20 protein-coding genes are annotated in these 22,332 nt (G+C 57.8%); 6 read left to right on the top strand and 14 right to left on the bottom strand.

All coding sequences use genetic code 11. The annotated features are described in order from the left end of the window. The first annotated feature begins 40 nt into the window (after positions 1-40). The gene (gene crr, locus ACOTW6_RS12290) at positions 41-550 is read left to right on the top strand and encodes a PTS glucose transporter subunit IIA (RefSeq protein WP_003861316.1); all 510 of its coding nucleotides are present in this window, start codon (positions 41-43) and stop codon (positions 548-550) included. Between the two features lie 44 nt (positions 551-594). On the opposite strand, the gene pdxK is transcribed toward crr, so the two are convergent. The 10 genes from pdxK to ACOTW6_RS12340 all read right to left on the bottom strand — a co-directional run bounded on the left by pdxK (position 595) and on the right by ACOTW6_RS12340 (position 8,926). Next, positions 595-1,431, bottom strand: coding sequence for a pyridoxine/pyridoxal/pyridoxamine kinase (gene pdxK / locus ACOTW6_RS12295; protein ID WP_090278981.1), 837 nt, complete (start codon positions 1,429-1,431; stop codon positions 595-597). Positions 1,432-1,436: 5 nt separating this feature from the next. Further along, positions 1,437-2,348: a cysteine synthase CysM gene (gene cysM / locus ACOTW6_RS12300; protein WP_213789176.1), complete on the bottom strand. Its 912-nt coding sequence runs from the start codon at positions 2,346-2,348 to the stop codon at positions 1,437-1,439. A gap of 118 nt (positions 2,349-2,466) precedes the next feature. Further along, positions 2,467-3,561, bottom strand: coding sequence for a sulfate/thiosulfate ABC transporter ATP-binding protein CysA (cysA, locus tag ACOTW6_RS12305; protein WP_017383477.1), 1,095 nt, complete (start codon positions 3,559-3,561; stop codon positions 2,467-2,469). Then, positions 3,551-4,426 (bottom strand): sulfate/thiosulfate ABC transporter permease CysW, encoded by an 876-nt coding sequence (gene cysW / locus ACOTW6_RS12310; protein ID WP_047053220.1) that lies wholly within the window; start codon positions 4,424-4,426, stop codon positions 3,551-3,553. Before cysW ends, cysA begins: the two co-directional genes overlap by 11 nt. Further along, a complete protein-coding gene (gene cysT / locus ACOTW6_RS12315) occupies positions 4,426-5,259 on the bottom strand; it encodes a sulfate/thiosulfate ABC transporter permease CysT (RefSeq protein ID WP_017383478.1) in 834 nt (277 codons plus the stop codon). The genes cysW and cysT overlap by 1 nt, the downstream gene beginning before the upstream one ends. After that, entirely contained in the window at positions 5,259-6,272 is a 1,014-nt protein-coding gene (locus ACOTW6_RS12320) for a sulfate ABC transporter substrate-binding protein (protein WP_213789175.1), read from the bottom strand. The genes cysT and ACOTW6_RS12320 overlap by 1 nt, the downstream gene beginning before the upstream one ends. A 161-nt stretch (positions 6,273-6,433) precedes the next feature. Next, positions 6,434-7,333: a Dyp-type peroxidase gene (locus tag ACOTW6_RS12325; RefSeq protein ID WP_017383480.1), complete on the bottom strand. Its 900-nt coding sequence runs from the start codon at positions 7,331-7,333 to the stop codon at positions 6,434-6,436. 92 nt (positions 7,334-7,425) lie between these two features. After that, a complete protein-coding gene (locus ACOTW6_RS12330; protein ID WP_015572220.1) occupies positions 7,426-8,001 on the bottom strand; it encodes an RpoE-regulated lipoprotein in 576 nt (191 codons plus the stop codon). Positions 8,002-8,064: 63 nt separating this feature from the next. Further along, entirely contained in the window at positions 8,065-8,514 is a 450-nt protein-coding gene (locus ACOTW6_RS12335) for a DUF2919 domain-containing protein (RefSeq protein WP_023304181.1), read from the bottom strand. Then, positions 8,501-8,926: a GNAT family acetyltransferase gene (locus tag ACOTW6_RS12340; protein ID WP_003861292.1), complete on the bottom strand. Its 426-nt coding sequence runs from the start codon at positions 8,924-8,926 to the stop codon at positions 8,501-8,503. The genes ACOTW6_RS12335 and ACOTW6_RS12340 overlap by 14 nt, the downstream gene beginning before the upstream one ends. A gap of 212 nt (positions 8,927-9,138) precedes the next feature. Between ACOTW6_RS12340 and amiA the strand changes: the two genes are divergently transcribed. Both amiA and hemF read left to right on the top strand, forming a co-directional pair. After that, the gene (amiA, locus tag ACOTW6_RS12345; RefSeq protein WP_015572219.1) at positions 9,139-10,014 is read left to right on the top strand and encodes an N-acetylmuramoyl-L-alanine amidase AmiA; all 876 of its coding nucleotides are present in this window, start codon (positions 9,139-9,141) and stop codon (positions 10,012-10,014) included. Continuing rightward, the gene (hemF, locus tag ACOTW6_RS12350; protein WP_213789174.1) at positions 10,014-10,913 is read left to right on the top strand and encodes an oxygen-dependent coproporphyrinogen oxidase; all 900 of its coding nucleotides are present in this window, start codon (positions 10,014-10,016) and stop codon (positions 10,911-10,913) included. The genes amiA and hemF overlap by 1 nt, the downstream gene beginning before the upstream one ends. Before the next feature lie 84 nt (positions 10,914-10,997). Here hemF and maeB read toward each other — a convergent pair whose 3' ends face one another. Then, positions 10,998-13,277, bottom strand: coding sequence for an NADP-dependent oxaloacetate-decarboxylating malate dehydrogenase (maeB, locus tag ACOTW6_RS12355; RefSeq protein ID WP_015572218.1), 2,280 nt, complete (start codon positions 13,275-13,277; stop codon positions 10,998-11,000). Between the two features lie 286 nt (positions 13,278-13,563). On the opposite strand from maeB, the gene tal reads away from it, so the two are divergent. Then, a complete protein-coding gene (gene tal / locus ACOTW6_RS12360; protein ID WP_213789173.1) occupies positions 13,564-14,514 on the top strand; it encodes a transaldolase in 951 nt (316 codons plus the stop codon). 19 nt (positions 14,515-14,533) lie between these two features. Next, positions 14,534-16,522, top strand: coding sequence for a transketolase (gene tkt, locus ACOTW6_RS12365; protein ID WP_213789172.1), 1,989 nt, complete (start codon positions 14,534-14,536; stop codon positions 16,520-16,522). A 93-nt stretch (positions 16,523-16,615) separates the two neighbouring features. On the opposite strand, the gene ACOTW6_RS12370 is transcribed toward tkt, so the two are convergent. From ACOTW6_RS12370 to aegA, 3 genes are all read right to left on the bottom strand, one after another. Continuing rightward, positions 16,616-17,659 (bottom strand): DUF1176 domain-containing protein, encoded by a 1,044-nt coding sequence (locus ACOTW6_RS12370; RefSeq protein WP_023295117.1) that lies wholly within the window; start codon positions 17,657-17,659, stop codon positions 16,616-16,618. Positions 17,660-17,765: 106 nt separating this feature from the next. Beyond that, positions 17,766-18,359, bottom strand: coding sequence for a GDP-mannose pyrophosphatase NudK (gene nudK, locus ACOTW6_RS12375; protein ID WP_045911342.1), 594 nt, complete (start codon positions 18,357-18,359; stop codon positions 17,766-17,768). Between the two features lie 67 nt (positions 18,360-18,426). Next, complete coding sequence (aegA, locus tag ACOTW6_RS12380) at positions 18,427-20,403, bottom strand: formate-dependent uric acid utilization protein AegA (protein ID WP_090278990.1); 1,977 nt, start codon at positions 20,401-20,403, stop codon at positions 18,427-18,429. A gap of 152 nt (positions 20,404-20,555) precedes the next feature. Here aegA and narQ point away from each other — a divergent pair, with 152 nt between their 5' ends. Beyond that, positions 20,556-22,250 (top strand): nitrate/nitrite two-component system sensor histidine kinase NarQ, encoded by a 1,695-nt coding sequence (gene narQ / locus ACOTW6_RS12385; protein ID WP_121478724.1) that lies wholly within the window; start codon positions 20,556-20,558, stop codon positions 22,248-22,250. Positions 22,251-22,332 lie beyond the last annotated feature (82 nt).

Raw genomic sequence — 22,332 nt, forward strand, 5'->3', positions numbered from 1 at the left:
TCCACGAGATGCGGCCCAATTTACTGCTTAGGAGAAGATCATGGGTTTGTTCGATAAACTGAAATCTCTGGTTTCTGATGACAAGAAAGACTCCGGAACTATTGAGATTGTTGCTCCGCTCTCCGGCGAGATCGTCAACATCGAAGACGTGCCGGATGTAGTGTTTGCTGAGAAAATCGTTGGTGATGGCATTGCTATCAAACCAACTGGCAACAAAATGGTTGCTCCAGTTGACGGCACCATCGGTAAAATTTTTGAAACCAACCATGCGTTCTCTATCGAATCCGATAGCGGTATCGAACTGTTCGTTCACTTCGGTATCGACACCGTTGAACTGAAAGGCGAAGGCTTCAAACGTATCGCGGAAGAAGGCCAGCGTGTTAAAGTTGGCGACCCGGTAATTGAATTCGATCTGCCGCTGCTGGAAGAAAAAGCCAAGTCTACCCTGACGCCGGTTGTTATCTCCAACATGGACGAAATCAAAGAACTGATCAAACTGTCTGGCAGCGTCACCGTGGGTGAAACCCCGGTTATCCGCATCAAGAAGTAATTCTTGCCGCACAGAAAAATGGCGCCTTCGGGCGCCATTTTTGTTTATGCAGGCAGAATAAGCTCGTCATAGCCTTTCGACTGCGTGTAGATCATAACGTCAGTCACCCGATCGCCCGCCATGCGAATGGCATCGGCAACGGTTTTCCCTCCCACAATGCCGCTGACCAGCTCCGAACAGAACAGATCGCCCGTTCCTTTCAGGTCCGTCTCTACGCGCGGGTGCGCGCTTACGGTAACACCTTCTTCGCTCACCAGCACGACGTGGATATTCTGCGGATCGTCAGCCACTGGCGCACTGGTGATCGCCACCCATTTCAGCGAGTCGGACAGCAGCCCCTGCGCGGCGGCAATGGCGCTCTCCGGCGTACGGCACGGTTTGCCGCTCAGCACTTCCAGTTCATACACGTTGGGCGTAATGCCCTGGGCCAGCGGGAGCAGATGCTCACGGTAGGCTTCAGGAATATCCGGCTTCACGTACATCCCGCTGTCGATATCCCCGATTACCGGATCAACCAGCACCAGCAGATCGGGATGTTGCACTTTGATTGCCTTCAGCCACTGCGCCAGCAGCACGATCTGGCTGGCACTGCCCATATAGCCGGTGGTGACCGCTTTAAGCTCGCGCAGGATCTCGCGCTCTTCCAGCGCCTTCAGGTAGCCGCTGAACCACTCGTCCGGGATCACCCCGCCGTAGAAGGTGTCGTAGTGCGGCGTATTGCTGAACAGCACCGTCGGCACAGCGGTAACGTTCAGCCGGTGGGTGCGAATATTCGGCACCGCGATGCTGTTTCCCACGCTGCCGTACACCACCTGCGACTGAACGGCGACAATATCGGTTTGCTGCGCCCGGGTGTTATCCCGGAATAAAATCATCTCCATGACGCTTAAATCCCCGCCCCCTGCGAATAACTCTCTTCACCAAAGACGCCGGTAGACAGGTAACGGTCGCCGCGATCGCAAATAATCGCCACGACCACCGCTCCCGGCGTGGACTCAGCCACCCGGATCGCGCCCGCTACGGCACCGCCAGAGCTGACGCCGCAGAAAATACCTTCACGCACGGCCAGCTCACGCATGGTATTTTCCGCCTCGCGCTGATGAATATCCAGCACCTGGTCCACAAGCTGCGCATTAAAGATGCCCGGCATATACTCCGCTGGCCAGCGGCGGATGCCCGGAATACTGCTTCCCTCTTCCGGTTGCAGGCCGACAATCGTCACCGGCTTCTCCTGTTCGCGCAGAAAGCGTGACACACCGGTGATCGTGCCCGTGGTCCCCATGCTGGAGACAAAGTGGGTGAGGCGCCCGTCGGTTTGCTGCCAGATTTCCGGGCCGGTGGTGGTGTAGTGCGTGTAGGGGTTGTCCGGGTTGTTGAACTGGTCGAGCAGCTTGCCTTCCCCGCGCTCCGCCATCGCTAACGCTAAATCTCGCGCCCCTTCCATCCCCTGCTCTTTGCTCACCAGAATCAGCTCGGCTCCATAGGCGCGCATGGCGGCCCGGCGCTCCTGGCTCATGTTATCCGGCATCAACAACTTCATGCGGTAGCCTTTCAGGGCGGCAATCATTGCCAGCGCGATACCGGTGTTACCGCTGGTGGCTTCGATCAGCACGTCGCCGGGCTTAATTTCACCGCGCTTTTCGGCCTGGACAATCATCGACAGCGCCGCCCGGTCTTTTACCGACCCCGCCGGGTTATTGCCTTCGAGTTTGACCCAGATTTCGCTGCCGTTATCAGGCCCCATGCGCTGAAGTTTGACCAGAGGGGTGTTGCCGATGGTGTGTTCGAGTGTATTCACGATTTTTACTCAATAAAAAAGCCGGGTGGCGCTTAGCTTACCCGGCCTACAAGACGCAGTGATAACTGTAGGCCCGGTCAGCGAAGCGCCACCGGGCGATAAACATACTAATAACCTATCAGGCTGACTCCGCCAGAGCAATATCCTCGCGCGTCTCAATGCGCTCGTTACCGTGATAAATGCGCGCGTGTTGCAGCCCCACAAAAAGACGCTCTCCCCGGTGCGGCGGCACGTCGTCACGCATAACCACGGTCAGCGGCTCGGTGTACCAGCCCAGGGGCTGTACCACCAATTGGGTGTAGTGGCCTTTAGGGCTAGCTTCCAGCACCTGCACCGGAAGCGGTGAATCCAGGCTGGTACGGCGGCTGACGTCCACTTCCCACGGACGCAGGAACAGATCCACCGGCCCCTGATGCGCGGAGGTATACCCCAGCGGCCAGCGGTGCGCGCCAACGTGGAACTGACCGCCGCGAATGGTGCCCTGAAGGCGGTTGACTTCCCCCATAAACTCCAGCACAAAGCGGGTCGCCGGTTCACGCCAGAGCTGCTCTGGCTCGTCAACCTGCTCAATATTGCCCTGACTCATCACCACCACGCGGTCGGCCACTTCCATCGCCTCTTCCTGATCGTGGGTCACGAAAACGCTGGTGAACTGGAGTTCCTCATGCAGCTGACGCAGCCAGCGGCGCAGCTCTTTTCGCACCTGCGCATCCAGCGCGCCAAACGGTTCGTCCAGCAGCAGAATTTGCGGTTCAACGGCTAACGCACGCGCCAGCGCCACGCGCTGCTTCTGCCCGCCGGAAAGTTGAGCCGGAAAGCGGTCCGCCAGATGCGCAAGCTGCACCATCTCCAGCAGTTTGGTCACTTTCGCTTTGATGGCGGCGGCATCCGGACGTTCACGACGCGGCAGCACGGTCAGGCCAAACGCAATGTTGTCGAATACCGTCATGTGGCGGAACAGCGCATAATGCTGAAATACAAAGCCCACTTTACGGTCGCGGGCGTGCAGACGGCTAACGTCCGTACCGTGGAAGCGGATATGTCCACTGGTCTGGTGTTCAAGCCCGGCGATAATGCGCAGCAGCGTGGTTTTTCCGGAGCCAGACGGCCCCAGCAGCGCCACCATTTGTCCGGAAGGGATATCCAGCGAGATATCATTCAGCACCTGGGTGCGACCAAAAGACTTCTTAATATTGGCAATCTCAATGCTCATGATTTCCCTCCTGATGCTGACGTTTTTCCTGATTCTCTAAACGCCACTGCACCACACTCTTCAAAAACAGGGTCAAAATGGCCATCAGCGTCAGCAACGCTGCGGCAGTAAACGAGCCGATGGTGTTGTAGTCCTGCTGTAATAATTCAATCTGTAACGGCAGCGACAGGGTTTCGCCGCGAATCGAGCCGGATACCACCGACACCGCGCCAAATTCACCGATCGCACGGGCGTTGGTCAGCACCACGCCGTAAAGCAGCGCCCAGCGAATATTCGGCAGCGTGACGCGGCGGAACATCTGCCAGCCGGAAGCGCCGAGCAGTACCGCGGCTTCATCTTCATGGCTGCCCTGGCTGAGCATCACCGGCACCAGCTCGCGCACCACGAACGGACAGGTGACAAAGACGGTCACCAGCACCATCCCCGGCCAGGCGAACATGATTTGCAGGTCGTGCTCATCCAGCCAGCCGCCCAGCGGGCCATTGGAGCCGTAGAAGAGCAGATAAACCAGACCCGCCACCACCGGAGACACCGCAAACGGGATATCCAGCAGGGTCAGCAGCAGCTGACGCCCCGGGAAGTTAAAGCGCGTTACCAGCCAGGCCAGCAATACGCCAAACACCAGATTCACCGGGACGGTGATCAGGGCAATCATCACCGTCAGCCAGATGGCGTGGAGCATGTCCGGATCGGCCAGGTTTTGCAGCGCGGGCATAATCCCTTTGCTGAAGGCCTGCACGAAGATGTACACCATCGGCACGACGAGAATGAATGCGGAGACCAGCACGCCGGTACCAATCAGAAACCATTTGCCCCAGTTGATGCGGGGCGCGTCATAGCGCTTCAATTGCGTAACTTCCGCCATCAGTGACCTACCACACGTCGACCAAAGCGACTTTGCAGAGTGTTAATCGAGAACAGCAGCAGCAGCGACGCGGCAAGGATCACCGAGGCAATCGCGCTCGCGGCCGGATAATCAAACTCCTGCAAACGGACAAAAATCATCAGCGAGGTCACTTCGGTTTTCCACGCGATGTTCCCGGCGATAAAAATAACCGCGCCAAATTCACCGAGGCTGCGGGTAAAGGAGAGCGCCACCCCCGCCAGCAAGGCCGGAGAAAGTTCCGGCAGCACAACCTTACGGAAACTCTGCCAGCGCGTGGCGCCCAGGGTTTCCGCGGCCTCTTCGTATTCGGGGCCTAACTCTTCCAGCACCGGCTGTACGGTACGCACCACAAACGGGATGCTGGTGAAGGCCATCGCCACCGCGATACCGATCCAGGTATAGGTTACTTTGATATCAAACTTCGCCAGCCATTCGCCGTAAAAGCCGTTCACGGAGAACAGCGACGCCAGCGTCAAACCGGCCACCGCCGTCGGCAGGGCAAACGGCAGATCCATCAGGGCGTCGAGCAGCGTGCGGCCCGGGAAGCGATAGCGGGTTAAGATCCACGCCATCAGCAGGCCAAACACGCCGTTAAAAATCGAGGCCACGAACGCAGACAGCAGCGTGACCTTGTAGGCCGCCACCACCTGCGGGTTGGTGACCACTTCCCAGTACTGGGACCAGCTCATCTCAGCGAGCTGCATCACCAGAGCGCTGAGCGGTAACAATAAAATCAGACAGACGAACAGCAGGCTGGTCCCGAGGCTTAAGGTAAAACCCGGCAGCACACGTCTTGTTGATCCTGCAAACATTACTTACGCCCCGCCGCCAGCAATTTGTCTAACTCACCGCCGCTGGCAAAATGCGTTTTCATCACCTCAGGCCAGGCGCCGAAATGATTTTCCACGCGGAACAGCTCGGTCTGCGGGAATTTGTCTTTCAGCTTGTCCATCACGTCCGGATTATTAACGCGGTAGTAATAGTCAGTAATCACCGTCTGCGCCTGCGGGCTGTACAGATAGTTGAGATAGGCTTTTGCCGCTTTCTCAGTGCCGTTGGCTTTGACGTTTTTATCCACCCAGGCCACCGGGAACTCGGCCAGAATGTTGGTTTTCGGGATAACCACTTCGAAGCCCTGCGCTTCGTACTGTTTACGAATATTGTTCACTTCGGATTCAAAGCTGATCAGAACGTCGCCCAGCCCGCGCTCGGCGAAGGTGGTGGTTGCGCCCCGGCCGCCGGTATCAAACACTTCGACGTTTTTCAGGAACTGGGTCATAAACTGTTCGGTTTTCGCTTTATCGTTACCGTCAGCTTTGTCCGCCGCGCCCCACGCCGCCAGATAGGTATAACGTGCGTTGCCGGAGGTTTTCGGATTCGGGAAAATCAGCTTGACGTCAGAACGCACCAAGTCGTTCCAGTCGTGAATGTTTTTCGGGTTGCCCTTGCGCACCAGGAAGCCCATGGTGGAGTAGAACGGTGAGCTGTTGTTCGGCAGGCGGCTCTGCCAGTCCGCCGGGATCAGCTTGCCTTTGTCGTGCAGGATCTGCACGTCCGTGACCTGGTTGTAGGTCACCACATCCGCTTTCAGCCCCTGCAAAATGGCCAGCGCCTGCTTGGATGAACCGGCGTGCGACTGTTTGATGGTCAGCTTGTCGCCGTTGTTCTCTTTCGCCCACTGCTGTTCAAATGCGGGGTTAAGGGCGGCAAACAGCTCGCGCGAAACATCATAAGAACTGTTCAGCAACTCGGTTGCCTGCGCCTGCGCCACCAGCAGTAAACCTGCCAGTGCCAGCGATCCTTTTTTCAGTACAGTAGCGGCCATTGCGCACCCTTATAAATGTGATGACTATCTTATAGTCATAATATTTATAACGGAGTCTAAAGGAGTAACGGTTTTATATACCGTTTGGTGATTTAGAAGCAGAAAAGGGAATAAGGCATTAATCCCCTCTCCCCCGTGGGGAGAGGGCTAGGGTGAGGGGGTTACAGCGCCAGCAGGCGCTCAACGGACGGCGCGAAGTAGTAGCCGCCGGTCACCGGACGGGTGAAGCGCAGCATGGCGTCACGCTTGCCGTCGGTATCGCCAAACATGCTCAGCAGCTGCTGTTCGATGTTGTAAAGGCGCGCACAGTAAGCGCAGAAGTACAGGCCGTGCGTACCGCTCGCGGTGCCGTACGGCAGGCTCTGACGAACAATCTTCAGCCCCTTACCGTCTTCTTTAAGGTCAACGCGGGTCAGGTGGGACGTGACCGGACGCGCATCGCCGTCAATCTCTTCATTGGCGTCTTTGGTGCGGCCAATCATCATCTCCTGGTCATGCACGCTCATGCGGTTAAGCTGCCTGAGGTTATGCTCCCAGCGCTGGACGAACACGTAGCTGCCGCCTGCGTCCACGCCATCCTTGATTACAGCCACCTCGCGACGCGTCTCTTCCCCGGCCGGGTTTTCGGTGCCGTCGACGAAGCCGCTCAAATCGCGCTCTTCCACCCAGCGGAAACCGTGGATCTCTTCCTGCACGTCGATGCTGTCACCAAAGGCCTCAATCGCTGCCTGAGCGACGGAGAAATTCACGTCATGGCGCAGGGAGAGGATATGGATCAGGACGTCATACTGGGTGGCGGGCGCAAGACCTTTGCCATAAGGAATAAAGTCTTTCAGCTCTTCTGCGCCTTCGCCGCCGCTCAGCTGACGCCAGACGGTGTTGCCAAAGGCAACCACCGCGCCCAGATGGGCTTCGGGGAATTTGGCCTGAAAGGTGGCCAGTTTATCAACGAAAATTTTGCTGGCCGCGCGCAGGGCATCCACGTCCCCTTTGACGTTGGCTTCAATCCAAATCGCCGCGCGGCAATGTTCTGGCAAAATGCCACTCTGAACCTGAGACATCGCTCCTCCTGAAAAAAAGATGCCACGACAGCGTGGCATTGATGGCGGCTATTATACCTGGATTTCAGCGAGGCGGCTTGCTCAGGCGCAAATTACTGCTTCCAGATAATTTTGCTCACTTTCCACTTTTTCAGGGTGTCGTCAGAGGGCATTAACCCTTCCGGACCGTTCCAGGTGCCGCTGAATACATAGCTAATGTGCTGGCTGCCGTCGGCCTTACACTCGACCGCCACGCTATCATCCGACGGCACGCTGGCGCAGTGGCCAAACGCTTTCTGGTAGAGCTCGCCAAACGGCGTACCTACCTTCACGCCACCTGAGGTCGGGATCTCTTCATCCATCACCGCAATGCGGTTGACCGTACCTTTATCGCCGTTGATGACCATCGCCACCTTGTCGTCTTTCAACGCTTCGAAATAGCGCACGATGTTGCCGTTCTCGGTTTTCATGCCGCTGCGCAGGCGATAATCACTGCCGATGGCCTCCTGAATGGCATCCTGATCCAGCGCCGTCGAGGCGGTGATTTTGCCCACGCCCTGCTCGGTCACTTCCGTTGAGGAGCCAAACCAGTTCCACGGATAGGCCGCAGACCAGTTGATGGATGAGAGCGTGGAACAGCCGGTTAACGCCAGCGGGAGAGCGCATAAAAGTAATCGCAGCGATTTCATTGAGACGTCCTTACGTAATAAATCAACGCTTGTTGGAGTGCAGTATCGGCAAAAAGTGCCGTTTTAATCTGACTCTTGCGTAAAACAGGCGCGTAAACGGGGGTTCGTGACCAGCCACAGCAGCGCGACAATATCCGCCACCACCAGCGCAATCCCGATACCGGAAAGCGGCTCGCCGTACAGCCAGAGCACGGGCTGCCAGATCAGGAGCACAACCTGCGCCAGAATCAACAGCCAGCGAAGCGCGCGCCAGAAGCGCGGGAGGAACTGCCGCCGACCGCTGCACAGGAACGCCAGCACCGCCGGTACACCGGGCAGTAACCCCAGCCAGAACGCATCGTGATCGGGATAAAAGAGATTCAGTAGCGTATCGCCCTGCCCGCGTGACGCGCCAGCCATCACGAACAGCACCCAGGTGCGGGCCTGCAACAGCAGAACGCACCAGAATAAAAAAGGCAGACGCAGACGACCGTGAACATCATAGTCGCCAGGGTGGAACTCAGTACTCTTCATCTTCGATCAGGCGCTTACCCAGCGTCAGTACATCCGCGTGCTCGTAGCCCAGACGTTCATACATGCCCAGCACCACGTCGTTATCTTCCCGCACCATAATCTGGATTTTCGGGCAGCCACGGGCGATCAGTTTCTTTTCCAGACGGTTAAGCAGCGCGTTGGCGATGCCGCGCGCGCGATATTCCGGGTGCACGCCCAGATAGTAGGCCGACCCGCGGTGGCCGTCGTACCCGCCCATTACCGTCCCGACCACCTCGCCGTTGACCTCAGCGACCAGAAACAGACTGACGTCGTGATTCACCTTCCGTTCGATGTCCATTTCCGGATCGTTCCACGGACGCAGCAGATCGCAGCGCTCCCAAAGGGTGATCACCTCTTCGAAATCTTCCTGGCGAAAAACGCGTATCTCCATGGTATTAACCGCCTTTTCGGGTTTAAAAACAGTGATTATGGCGTGAACAGGGCATTTAGCCAATAACCGGGGAAAAACTCGCCAAAATTTGGCATAATGTCACTTTGTCACGTATTGAAATGAAAAGTAAAACAATTCTCAATAAGGAATGTCGTCACGCAAAACGCGATACGATATAACACCAGGACCCCAATTTTTACAATTCAGGCCGCATGAGCACATTCAAACCATTAAAAGCACTCACATCGCGTCGTCAGGTTCTCAAAGCGGGGCTGGCGGCCTTAACGTTAACAGGCATCGCAAAGCAGGCTCAGGCAAAAGAAGAGAGCTCGCTTAAAACCAGTAACGGACACAGCAAGCCGAAAACCAAAAAAGCCGGGGCAAAGCGTCTGGTCATGCTCGATCCGGGCCACGGCGGGATCGACACCGGCGCCATTGGCCGAAACGGGTCGAAAGAAAAACACGTCGTGCTGGCAATTGCAAAAAATGTGCGCGCAATTTTACGCAGCAACGGCATTGACGCCCGCCTGACGCGCACGGGCGACACGTTTATCCCGCTGTACGATCGCGTGGAAATTGCCCATAAGCACGGCGCCGACCTGTTTATGTCCATTCACGCGGATGGCTTCACAAACCCTTCCGCCGCAGGCGCATCGGTGTTCGCCCTCTCCAACCGTGGCGCCAGTAGCGCCATGGCGAAATACCTCTCCGATCGCGAAAACCGGGCGGATGAAGTGGCCGGGAAAAAAGCCACCGACAAAGACCATCTGTTGCAGCAGGTTCTGTTTGATCTCGTGCAGACCGATACCATCAAAAACAGCCTGACGCTCGGCTCGCATATCCTTAAACGGATTAAGCCCGTGCACCGTCTGCACAGTAAAAGCACCGAGCAGGCCGCGTTTGTGGTGCTGAAGTCCCCGTCCATTCCGTCCGTGCTGGTTGAAACCTCGTTCATTACCAACCCGGAAGAGGAGCGTTTACTCGGCACCACGGCGTTTCGTCAGAAGATCGCGAACGCTATCGCCTCCGGGGTCATCAGTTATTTCAACTGGTTCGATAATCAAAAAGCGCACTCCAGGAAACGTTGATGAAACCGAATGCACAGCTGGTCAAAACTTTCCTGATGCAGTTACAGGACGCGATTTGCCAGAAACTGGCCGCCGCAGACGGCGGTGAATTCCAGGAAGATGCCTGGCAGCGCGAAGCGGGCGGCGGCGGGCGCAGCCGCGTGCTGCGTAACGGTGGCATTTTTGAACAGGCCGGGGTCAACTTCTCCCACGTCCACGGTGATGCAATGCCGGCGTCCGCCACGGCGCATCGGCCTGAACTGGCGGGCCGCAGCTTCGAGGCGATGGGCGTCTCGCTGGTGGTGCATCCGCATAACCCGTTTGTGCCAACCAGCCACGCCAACGTGCGCTTTTTCATCGCGGAAAAACCGGGGGCCGATCCGGTCTGGTGGTTTGGCGGCGGTTTCGACTTAACGCCTTACTATGGCTTCGAAGAGGACGCCGTGCACTGGCACACCACCGCGCGCGACCTCTGCCTGCCGTTTGGCGAAGACGTTTACCCGAAATACAAAAAGTGGTGCGATGATTATTTCTATCTGAAGCATCGCGACGAGCAACGCGGCATCGGCGGGCTGTTCTTTGACGATCTCAACACGCCGGATTTTGATACCGCGTTCAGCTTTATGCGCGCAGTGGGTGAAGGCTTTACCGATGCCTATCTGCCGATTGTCGAACGCCGCAAAAACACCGACTACGGCGTTCGCGAGCGTGAGTTCCAGCTGTACCGCCGCGGGCGTTACGTGGAGTTTAACCTGGTATGGGATCGCGGGACGCTGTTTGGCCTGCAAACCGGTGGGCGCACGGAGTCCATTCTGATGTCGATGCCGCCGCTGGTGCGCTGGGAGTACAGCTATGAACCCAAAGAAGGCAGCCCGGAGGCTGCCTTGCGTGATTTTATTCGGGTTCGGGACTGGGTGTAACCCCCTCACCCCTGCCCTCTCCCAAAGGGAGAGGGAGTATAAATTCCCTCTCCCTTTGGGAGAGGGTTAGGGTGAGGGTAAAAATTACAGCGGCTGCGTCTGCGCCTCAACCACCGCCAGCGCCACCATGTTGACGATACGACGCACGGAGGCAATCGGCGTTAATACATGTACTGGTTTTGACACCCCCATCAGCACTGGCCCTACGGTCACCCCTTCAGAACTCGACACGCGTAGCAGGTTGTAGCTGATACGCGCCGCTTCTACGTTCGGCATAATCAGCACGTTCGCCGAGCCTTTCAGCGGGCTGTCCGGCATACGTTCATTACGAATGCTCTCCACCAGCGCGGCGTCGCCGTGCATCTCGCCGTCGATCATCAGCTCCGGCGCACGCTCGCGCACCAGGCCAAGCGTCTGGCGCATTTTGCACGCCGCCGCGGATTTGGATGACCCGAAGTTAGAGTGCGACAGCAGCGCCACTTTCGGCTCGATACCAAAGCGGCGCACGGTTTCCGCCGCCATCACGGTGATTTCCGCCAGTTCGTCCGGGGTTGGATCGTCGTTAACGTAGGTATCGGCGATAAAGGTGTTACCGCTTGGCAGCAGCAGCGCGTTCATTGCGCCGGCAGTATGGACCCCCTCGCGATAGCCGAAGATCTCCTGCACCACGCTGAAATGCTCATGATACTCGCCGATGGTGCCGCAGATCAGCGCATCCGCCTCACCGCGATGAACCATGATCGCGCCGATCACCGTGGTGTTGCTGATCACCGCCCGCTGCGCCTGCTCCTGGGTGATCCCCCGGCGCTTCATGATCGAATAGTATTCGTTCCAGTACTCTTTGAAGCGTGGATCGGATTCGTTATTGACGATCTCAAAGTCGACGCCCGGCTTAATTTGCAGGCCCAGCTTCTGGATACGCATCTCGATCACGCTCGGACGACCAATCAGGATCGGTTTCGCCAGCCCTAAGGTGATCAGCTCCTGCGTGGCATGCAGCACGCGCGCCTCTTCCCCTTCCGCCAGCACCACGCGCTTCGCGTCAGCGCGCGCCTGGGAGAAGATCGGCTTCATAAACAGGTTGGTTTTGTAGACGAACTCGGTGAGTTTATCGACGTAGGCATCGAAATCTTCAATCGGCCGCGTCGCCACGCCAGAGTCCATCGCCGCTTTGGCCACCGCTGGCGCGATCTTCACGATCAGACGCGGGTCAAACGGTTTAGGGATGATGTAGTCCGGGCCGAAGCTCAGATCCTGATCGCCATAGGCGGAGGCCACCACTTCGCTCTGCTCGGCGTGCGCCAGCTCGGCGATAGCATGGACGGCGGCGAGCTTCATCTCTTCGTTGATTGCCGTAGCGCCAACGTCCAGCGCACCGCGGAAGATGAACGGGAAGCAGAGCACGTTGTTCACCTGGTTCGGGTAGTCGGACCGACCCGTACAGATGATTGCGTCTTCACGCACTGCTTTCGCCAGCGGCGGCAGAATTTCCGGCTCCGGGTTCGCCAGGGCCAGGATCATTGGCGCGCGCGCCATCTTCTGCACCATCTCCTGGGTCAGTACTTTCGGGCCTGAACAGCCGAGGAAAATGTCGGCACCTTCAATGACGTCTTCTAGCGTGCGCTTGCCGTCGTCTTCCACCGCATAGGCCGCCTTGGTTTCCGCCATGTTTGGCTCGCGGTCTTTGTAAATCACGCCTTTGGAGTCGCAGACCACGATGTTGTGTTTCTGCATGCCCAGCGCCACCAGCAGGTTCATACAGGCGATGGCCGCGGCGCCAGCGCCGGAGACCACCATGCGCACGTCGGAGAGGTTTTTCTCCACCACACGCAGACCGTTCAGAATGGCGGCGGTACTGATAATCGCCGTGCCGTGCTGGTCGTCATGGAACACGGGAATGTTCATACGCTCGCGCAGCTTCTGCTCGATATAGAAACATTCCGGCGCTTTGATGTCTTCCAGGTTGATGCCGCCGAAGGTCGGCTCCAGCGCCGCCACCACGTTGATGAATTTATCCGGGTCCAGTTCGTCCACTTCGATATCGAAGACGTCGATACCGGCAAATTTCTTAAACAGAACGCCCTTCCCTTCCATCACCGGCTTACCGGCCAGCGCGCCAATGTTCCCTAACCCCAGTACCGCCGTACCGTTAGAGATAACGGCCACCAGGTTGCCACGGGCGGTGTATTTGTACGCTGCCAGCGGATCTTTTTCGATTTCAAGGCACGGGGCAGCTACGCCTGGCGAGTAGGCCAGCGCCAGATCGCGCTGGGTCGCCAGCGGTTTGGTCGGGGATACCTGGATTTTACCCGGAACAGGAAACTCGTGAAAATCGAGAGCGCTTTGTTTTAACTGATCATCCATCTTGTTATTCCTTTCACGTTTCGGTCAAAAAGGGTGATGTTGACGTTCCTATGCACACCCTGGTGTGCCGCATAGTATCGCCGCAGGCAGGCTCCTAAACTTTGAAGGCTGCCAAACTCTCACCATTGCAGAATAAAAATTGTTATCAATTTATAACAGCCATGTTACCCGTCTCAGACAGCAATGCCTCCCCCGTCTGCTATGCTTTTTTGTTAAGTCCATCATGATTTTCTCAGAAGTGTGACCTGACGCACTCGACTAACTCTTTTATTTCCAAGGAGTAATTATGAACCAGCTAGACGGCATCAAACAATTTACCACCGTGGTTGCAGACAGCGGCGACATCGAATCGATTCGTCACTACCAGCCGGAAGACGCGACCACCAACCCCTCGCTGCTGCTCAAGGCGGCCGGTCTTGCGCACTTTAGTCATCTGATTGATGACGCCCTTGCCTACGGCAAACAGCGCGGTAAAACGCAGGAGCAGCAGGTCGCCGAAGCCAGTGACAAGCTGGCGGTCAATATCGGTGCGGAAATTCTTAAAAGCATACCGGGACACGTCTCCACCGAAGTGGATGCCCGCCTCTCATTCGACCAGGAAAAGAGCATTAGCAAGGCTCGCCGCCTGGTGGAACTCTACCAGGAGCAGGGGATCGATAAATCACGCATCCTGATCAAGCTTGCCTCCACCTGGGAAGGCATCCGCGCGGCGGAAGTGCTGGAGAAAGAGGGGATCAACTGTAACCTGACGCTACTGTTCTCCTTCGCCCAGGCGCGTGCCTGCGCCGAAGCGGGCGTGTTCCTGATTTCACCGTTTGTCGGGCGTATCTACGACTGGTATCAGGCAAAACAGCCGATGGATCCGTATGTGGTGGACGAAGATCCCGGCGTGAAATCGGTGCGTAATATCTACGATTATTACAAGCAGCACCGCTACGAGACCATCGTGATGGGGGCCAGCTTCCGCCGCACCGAGCAGATCCTCGCGCTCGCGGGCTGCGACCGGCTGACCATCTCCCCTGACCTGCTGAAAAAGCTTCAGGAGAGTGAAGAGACGGTGATCCGCAAGCTGGTGCCAACCTCCACCGTTCTGCCAAAACCAAAACCCATGACCGAAGCGGAATTCCGCTGGGAGCACAATCAGGACCCAATGGCCGTGGAAAAACTGGCGGACGGCATCCGTCAGTTCGCCGTCGACCAGCGCAAACTCGAAGATCTTCTCGCCGCCAAACTTTAACCTTGCCACGGAGTGAACTATGTCCCGTAAAGAGCTCGCCAACGCCATTCGCGCCCTCAGCATGGATGCCGTACAAAAAGCCAATTCCGGCCACCCTGGCGCCCCCATGGGTATGGCTGATATCGCCGAAGTGCTGTGGAACGACTTCCTGAAGCACAACCCGACCGATCCGACCTGGTACGACCGCGACCGTTTTATTCTCTCCAACGGTCATGCCTCGATGCTGCTCTACAGCCTGCTGCACCTTTCCGGCTACGATCTGCCGCTTGAGGAATTAAAAAACTTCCGCCAGCTGCACTCCAAAACGCCGGGCCACCCGGAGATCGGCTATACGCCGGGCGTTGAAACCACTACCGGCCCGCTGGGCCAGGGGCTGGCGAATGCGGTTGGCCTGGCGATTGCCGAACGTACGCTGGCTGCGCAGTTCAACCAGCCTGACCACGAGATTGTCGATCACTACACCTATGTCTTTATGGGTGATGGCTGCCTGATGGAGGGGATCTCCCACGAGGTCTGCTCGCTGGCGGGCACTCTGGGGCTGGGCAAGCTGATTGGCTTCTACGATCACAACGGCATCTCCATTGACGGGGAAACCGAGGGCTGGTTTACCGACGACACGGCGAAACGCTTTGAAGCCTATCACTGGCACGTGGTGCACGAGATCGACGGTCACGATCCTGAGGCGGTGAAAAAAGCAATTCAGGAAGCGCAGAGCGTGAAGGACAAACCGTCCCTGATCATCTGCCGCACCACCATCGGCTTCGGCTCGCCGAACAAAGCGGGCAAAGAGGAGGCGCACGGCGCGGCGCTGGGTGAAGAGGAAGTGGCGCTGACCCGCCAGAAACTGGGCTGGAAACACCCGGCCTTCGAGATCCCAAAAGAGATCTACAAGGCCTGGGATGCTCGCGAAACAGGTGAAAAAGTGCAGCAGGCCTGGAACGAGAAGTTTGCCGCCTACAAAAAAGCGTACCCGGAGCTGGCGGCTGAGTTTACCCGCCGCATGAGCGGCGGCCTGCCGGAAGACTGGGAAGAGAAAACCCAGGCGCTGATTGAAAACCTGCAATCCAACCCGGCAAAAATTGCCACCCGTAAGGCGTCACAAAACACCCTGAACGCGATTGGCCCGATCCTGCCCGAACTGCTGGGCGGCTCGGCGGATCTGGCGCCAAGTAACCTTACCATCTGGTCCGGCTCTAAATCCCTGAAGGAGGACATTGCCGGGAACTACATCCACTACGGCGTGCGCGAGTTCGGGATGACCGCCATTGCCAACGGCATCGCCCACCACGGCGGCTTCGTGCCGTACACTGCCACCTTCCTGATGTTTGTCGAATATGCCCGTAACGCGGCGCGTATGGCGGCCCTGATGAAGGCGCGGCAAATCATGGTGTATACCCACGACTCTATCGGGCTGGGTGAAGATGGGCCGACGCACCAGGCGGTAGAGCAGCTGGCAAGCCTGCGCTTAACGCCAAACTTCAGCACCTGGCGTCCTTGCGATCAGGTGGAAGCGGCAGTGGGCTGGAAGCTGGCCGTAGAGCGTCATAACGGACCCACGGCGCTGATCCTGTCGCGCCAGAACCTGGCGCAGATCGAGCGCACGCCGGAGCAGGTGAAAAATATCGCCCGCGGCGGGTACATCCTGAAAGACAGCGGCGGCAAGCCAGACGTGATCCTGATCGCCACCGGTTCCGAGGTGGAAATCACTGTAAAAGCGGCGGAGAAACTGACCGCCGAGGGTCACGCGGTGCGCGTGGTTTCCCTCCCTTCAACGGATATCTTTGATGCTCAGGATGAGGCGTACCGCGAATCGGTGCTGCCTTCAAACGTCGCGGCGCGCGTGGCGGTTGAAGCTGGCATTGCTGACTACTGGTACAAATACGTGGGTCTGAAAGGGGCAATTGTCGGGATGCATGGTTACGGTGAATCCGCTCCGGCCGATAAGCTGTTCCCTTATTTCGGCTTTACCGTTGAGAACGTGGTGGAGAAGGCGCTAAGCGTGCTGTAGTGCGATCTGCGTTGCCCGGTGGCGGCTACGCCTTACCGGACCTACGGTTCTAAAAAGTAGGCCGGGTAAGCGACAGCGCCACCCGGCAAAACCCTACCTTGTGATCCACAGCGTGGGCCAGGCATCTGGTCCATTCCAGTTATCACAGCTTGGCTCTTCCGCGTAGCGTACCAGGCGGAAGCGCTGGCCGTTAAAACGCCAGCGGGTCTGGATCCCACAGTCGCCAATCCCGCGTCCCAGCGCCAGCGTGGTCAGCTCGCGCGTTTTTTCGTCGAAGCTGGCATTCATCAGCTCCATGTCACTACTCTGGCTGGAAGGGGTAAACGGCAGACGCAATCTCACGCTCCTGGCCGAAAATGGTTTTTTACGCGACACCAGCCACGCCAGGTCGACGGTGTTGTACGCCCCCGCCTCACAGCTGATGATCATCAGCGCTTTGTCATCGGTCAGCGCGGTCACGCGCACTTCACGCCGGTTCGGATCGAGAGAGCACTGGCTGTGGTTCATGCGCCAGGTACCGTAATCCAGCAGATCGTTGAGTTCGTTATGCGTCAGCGGCGTTGGCGTGGGGTTCACCACCGCCACCTTTTTTAATGCCGGCGCAGGCGGCACGCTCAGCGGTGGACTATCCCCTTTTTTAATCCACGCCGTTTCACTTCCGACGCGTTTTTGCTGGGCATCGATAAACAGCAGCGCCGCTTTCAGACCGGCCAGAGAAATTGTCTGCTTCCCCCCGCGCAGGGTCAGCGCCTGCCCTTCCTGAATGGTTTTCAGAAACGTGGTGATGGTGGCCGTATCGTCTGTTTTAAGATGCCAGGGGGCTAACTGCCAGTGTTGCGACGTGAGTTTAAGCGGCACATTGTCGAGCAGCAGGCGCGGGGCGATGTCAGGCTCTTTCACCGGAGGCGCCGAAAGCCCGCCGAGATCGATGCGCAGGCTGGCGTCCGTTTTTGCCCCCGCACTGCGGCTCAGCGTCATGACCAGACCGCGATGCTCGCCGGTATTGCGCGCTACGCAGAAGTTCTGGTTATTGCAGGTCACCTGCCAGTCTGAAAAAGACTGCTGCGCAGGCGCAGCCCACACCAAAGGCGCGGGAAGCACGCAAATGAAGAAGAGAAGATAAACGCAGTAGCGCATGAACGGCACAGCCCCGGAAACGAATAGGTCAATCTGGGGCGTATCTTCGTGCCCTGGGCGGGCTGGCTCAATCGGATTTATCGGATAGATTTATCTGAAATACAACTTATCGCGCTTCCGCCGCCGCATTCATCAGCCCGCTGGTTTGCAGATACTGCAACAGGATCACCGCTTTACCGTCGCGGATCTCGCCGCGTTTCACCATGTCGACAGCCTGAGCGAAAGGCATTTCCAGCACTTCAATGTCTTCATCGTCCACGCCGCCCCCCCGGTGCGTGCGCTGGGCATCGGTGTATTCCGCAATGAAGAAGTGGATCAGTTCGGTGACCCCGCCAGGGGACATAAACAGCTCAAAGACTTTCTGCACCGCTCCCACTTCAAAACCCGTCTCCTCAATGGCTTCTTTGCGGATACACACTTCCGGCTCATCGTCATCCAGCAGACCTGCACAGGTTTCAATCAGACGTCCGTCCGCGTTGCCATTGACCCATGTCGCGATGCGAAACTGGCGGATCAGCACCACGCTTTGCTTTTCACGGTTATACAGCAGGATGGTTGCACCATTGCCCCGGTCGTAGACTTCGCGTTTATGGCGAATGACGTCCCCGTTCTTACGGGTGAGATCGTAAGTGATGTTACGCAGGACAAAGTAATTTTCAGAAAGGATTTTGTCTTTAATAACGCTAATGTTCAGGGACATACGGGCTCCACGGCAAAATGAGTCTGTTTATACTACGCCGTGAAGCCCGCTTTGTCGCCCGTCTGCGTTAATGCATGTTGCGCGGCGGCACGCCAAGCCAGTCCATGATCCCCTGCGCGGCATGGCGCCCTTCCGCCATCGCGGTGACCACCAGATCCGCACCGCGTACCGCATCACCGCCAGCAAAAATCTGCGGATTCGAGGTCTGGTAGCGATAACGGCTCTCCACGGAGGCCCTGATGCGCCCCCAGTCGTCGGTGTCGACGCCCTGCGCCTGAAGCCACGGCATGGCGTGCGGATTAAACCCAAACGCCATGATCACCGCATCCGCTGGCATGACAAACTCACTGCCCGCCACCGGGACAGGACGCCGCCGCCCCTGCGCATCCGGCTCGCCCAGACGGGTGCGCAGCATCCGGATACCGTTGACCTTCCCGTCAGTATCCAGCGTGAGCTCAACCGGCTGGACATTAAATTCAAACGCCGCGCCCTCTTCTTTCGCGTTTTTAACCTCTTTCTTTGAGCCCGGCATGTTGGCCTCGTCCCGGCGATAGGCGCAGGTGACTTTCGCCGCGCCATGTCGCAGCGCGGTGCGCACGCAGTCCATCGCCGTATCGCCCCCGCCGAGCACCACCACGTTTAACCCTTGCGTGTCGATAAACGGCTCGTCTGCGGCAGGGTCAAGGCCCATCACGTTCCGCGTGTTTGCCACTAAAAACGGCAGCGCGTCGTACACGCCCGGCGCGTCTTCGTGAGGGATACCCGCTTTCATGGAACGATAAGTCCCTACGCCGATGAACAGGGCATCGTAGTCGTTTTGCAGTTGGGCCATCGACACGTCTTTTCCCACCTCGCAGTTCAGCTCGAAGCGGATGCCCATCGCGCTGAATATCTCTCTGCGCCGCGCTAACAGGGATTTATCCAGCTTGAAGGCCGGAATACCAAAGGTCAGTAATCCGCCGATTTCCGGATGGCGGTCGTAGACCGTCACGCCGACGCCGCTGCGCACCAGTACGTCGGCGCAGGCCAGCCCTGCCGGACCGGCACCGATGATGGCGACGCGCTTACCGACCGGCTTAACGTGGCTGACGTCCGGCGTCCAGCCCATCGCCAGCGCCCGATCCGAGATATACCGTTCGATATTCCCGATGGTTACTGCCCCTGACGCTTCCCGCAGGGTGCAGGCGCCTTCACATAATCGATCCTGTGGACAGACGCGGCCGGTAATTTCCGGTAAACAGTTAGTCTGGTGAGAAAGCTCAGCCGCACCGACGATATCCCCCGCCCTGATCCGCTCAATCCACTGTGGAATGTGGTTATGCAGCGGGCAGGTCCACTCGCATATGCTGTGCTCGCCACATTTCAGGCAGCGGGATGCCTCGCGCTGCGCCTGTTCCGGGCGAAACGGCAGGTAGATCTCGTTAAAATGACCTGCACGTGCTTCGGGGCTGAGCTTATCCGGCTCACCGCGCGCCGGGGTGTTTTGCATCTGTTGCCGTTTGGTTTGCGGAGAGACTGACTGAACCGCCTCGCTGTGCCACGGCAGCGTGTCCAGCCTTGCACTGCGCTGTCGGCGCTGCTTAACCAGCTTATCCAGTACGGCTGGGGTGGCGAGCGTAAGCACCTCCGCCGGGCAGTTTTCAACGCAGGCCGGGCCTTGCGGCCTTTCCAGACAGAGGTCGCATTTGTGCGCCGAGGCCTTTACGCTGTCGTTTTCCAGCGGGGCGATCAACATGTCCATCGTGCCAAACGGACAGGCCACCACGCAGGCTTTACAGCCAATGCATTTTTGTTGATTGACCTGTACGCTGTCGCTGTGTTGCGTGATGGCTCCGTTCGGGCAGCTTTGCGCGCAGGGCGCGTTTTCACAGTGGTGGCAGGTCACGGGGCTTTTTCGCAAGCCTGAGGTAAGGACCGTAATGCGGGGATGAAAATGGCGCTCGCTCAGCGCGTGCTGCTCCCCGTTGTGCGCCATCACACAGGCAACTTCGCAGGCGCGACAACCGATACACTGTTGAGCGTTGGCCATAATAAAACGATTCATAACAACACCTGTTTTTGGTTCAATAACCTTATTCTTTCTATTGTTATCGTATTTACCCACAGCAGCATGGCGACGCAATGTTCAAATGCCCAGGAAGGCGAACTATTTCCAGTGAACCTGTGGCAGATCAATTTAATTCAGGAAGCTGATGAGTGACCGTTAAACGCCCCGTATCGGGAAGCCTGGCTCGGGCTTTCTTTTCGATGATTGTCTTGTCCGTTCTGATCAGCGCCATTGCGCTGGTTACACTCGCCAGCAGCCAGCGCGACGCCGAGGCGATTAACATCGCCGGATCGCTGCGCATGCAGAGCTACCGCCTGGGCTACGAAATGCAGCGCGCCAGCCCGTCGCTGGCGGAGCACCGCGCGGTCTGGCAGAAAACGCTGAGCGCGCCTGCGTTGCAGAAGCTAAACCGCTGGTATGTGCCTGAGGACGTCAAACAGCGTTACCAGCAGTTGCACCTTGGCTGGCAGAAGATGGACACGCGCATCGCCAGCGGCGATACCGGGTGGTATCAGAACCACATAGAGGATTTCGTGGGCCGGATAGATGCCTTTGTGCTGGCGCTTCAGCACTACACCGAACATAAAATTCAGCTGGTGATTTGCATGTCGCTGACGGGCGGCCTGGGCATCCTGCTGCTGGCGGTGGTGACCCTGCGGCGCATCCGCCGTCAGGTTGTGCTGCCGCTGAATAATCTGGTGGCGGCGAGCGAACGTATCGAACAGGGCCAGTTCGACACTCCCGCGCCGGATACTATGCTGCCCAACGAGCTGGGCCAGCTTTCCCGCGCCTTCAACCATATGTCGGCGGAATTACACACTTTGTACCGTTCCCTTGAGCACTCCGTTGCCGAAAAAACCCGCCACCTGAATGAAGCCCATCAGCAGCTCGAAATGCTGTTCAAATGCTCACAGGCGTTGAATACCGGGCAGATAGACAGCCACTGCTTCCGGCATATTTTGCAGATTGTGCATGACTATACGCAGATGAATTACCTGCAATTGCGCACCAGTGACGACTGGCAGCTTTACGAAGGACAGGAGTCCCCGGGCGAGAAAATGCACAATTTACCGGTGTTAATGCAGGACACCCTGTACGGCGAACTGCGCTGGCAAAGCGCGACCGGGGATGTTCCGCTGCCGCTCATGGAAAGCGTGGCGACGATGCTGGGCCGGGGGCTCTATTTTAATCAGGCGCAGAAACATTATCAGCAGCTGCTGCTGATGGAGGAGCGCGCCACCATCGCGCGCGAGCTGCATGATTCGCTGGCGCAGGTGCTCTCCTATTTGCGTATTCAGCTTACGCTGCTGAAGCATGCCGTGCCGGGCGACAATGCCCCGGCGCAGGCTATCATCACGGACTTCTCCCGCGAGCTGAATAACGCCTGGCATCAGCTACGCGAACTGCTCACCACCTTCCGCCTGACGCTCAATCACGCCAATCTTCCTGCCGCGCTACAGGAGTCTCTCGACGGGTTGCAAAGCCAGACCCGCGCGAAGCTGGTGCTCGACTGCCGTCTCTCATCGCTGGCGCTGGACGCGCAAAAACAGGTGCACCTCTTACAGATTGTGCGTGAGGCAGTGCTGAATGCGATTAAACATGCCGACGCCAGCGAGATTGTGGTCAGCTGCGTCACCACCGCGGACGGCACTCACACGGTCACGATCCGCGACAACGGCATTGGTATCGGCGACGCCAGTGAACCGCCGGGGCATTACGGGCTGAATATCATGCGCGAACGTGCGGGACGGCTCGGCGGGACATTACACTTTTCTCAGCCGCCACAGGGCGGGACACAGGTCAGCGTGACGTTCCGGACGCCTGCGGTGCAGGCTGAAAAATAGCGGGAAAGAAGGCGCGCTGAAAAAAGCGCATGATAATTTACATTATCTCCTTTATTTCTCCACGTTTGACCTGGGCCTTACC

The organism is Enterobacter cloacae complex sp. IR5403 (assembly GCF_049238705.1).
GTDB lineage: Bacteria > Pseudomonadota > Gammaproteobacteria > Enterobacterales > Enterobacteriaceae > Enterobacter > Enterobacter hormaechei_C.

Coding starts and splice junctions, on each gene's coding strand:
- nudK (WP_045911342.1), bottom strand. CDS start 18,359: ATGTCCCTGAACATTAGCGTTATTAAAGACAAAATCCTTTCTGAAAAT.
- tkt (WP_213789172.1), top strand. CDS start 14,534: ATGTCCCGTAAAGAGCTCGCCAACGCCATTCGCGCCCTCAGCATGGAT.
- maeB (WP_015572218.1), bottom strand. CDS start 13,277: ATGGATGATCAGTTAAAACAAAGCGCTCTCGATTTTCACGAGTTTCCT.
- cysT (WP_017383478.1), bottom strand. CDS start 5,259: ATGTTTGCAGGATCAACAAGACGTGTGCTGCCGGGTTTTACCTTAAGC.
- ACOTW6_RS12370 (WP_023295117.1), bottom strand. CDS start 17,659: ATGCGCTACTGCGTTTATCTTCTCTTCTTCATTTGCGTGCTTCCCGCG.
- ACOTW6_RS12335 (WP_023304181.1), bottom strand. CDS start 8,514: ATGAAGAGTACTGAGTTCCACCCTGGCGACTATGATGTTCACGGTCGT.
- crr (WP_003861316.1), top strand. CDS start 41: ATGGGTTTGTTCGATAAACTGAAATCTCTGGTTTCTGATGACAAGAAA.
- ACOTW6_RS12330 (WP_015572220.1), bottom strand. CDS start 8,001: ATGAAATCGCTGCGATTACTTTTATGCGCTCTCCCGCTGGCGTTAACC.
- amiA (WP_015572219.1), top strand. CDS start 9,139: ATGAGCACATTCAAACCATTAAAAGCACTCACATCGCGTCGTCAGGTT.
- cysA (WP_017383477.1), bottom strand. CDS start 3,561: ATGAGCATTGAGATTGCCAATATTAAGAAGTCTTTTGGTCGCACCCAG.
- hemF (WP_213789174.1), top strand. CDS start 10,014: ATGAAACCGAATGCACAGCTGGTCAAAACTTTCCTGATGCAGTTACAG.
- cysW (WP_047053220.1), bottom strand. CDS start 4,426: ATGGCGGAAGTTACGCAATTGAAGCGCTATGACGCGCCCCGCATCAAC.
- aegA (WP_090278990.1), bottom strand. CDS start 20,403: ATGAATCGTTTTATTATGGCCAACGCTCAACAGTGTATCGGTTGTCGC.
- ACOTW6_RS12320 (WP_213789175.1), bottom strand. CDS start 6,272: ATGGCCGCTACTGTACTGAAAAAAGGATCGCTGGCACTGGCAGGTTTA.
- tal (WP_213789173.1), top strand. CDS start 13,564: ATGAACCAGCTAGACGGCATCAAACAATTTACCACCGTGGTTGCAGAC.
- ACOTW6_RS12340 (WP_003861292.1), bottom strand. CDS start 8,926: ATGGAGATACGCGTTTTTCGCCAGGAAGATTTCGAAGAGGTGATCACC.
- ACOTW6_RS12325 (WP_017383480.1), bottom strand. CDS start 7,333: ATGTCTCAGGTTCAGAGTGGCATTTTGCCAGAACATTGCCGCGCGGCG.
- pdxK (WP_090278981.1), bottom strand. CDS start 1,431: ATGGAGATGATTTTATTCCGGGATAACACCCGGGCGCAGCAAACCGAT.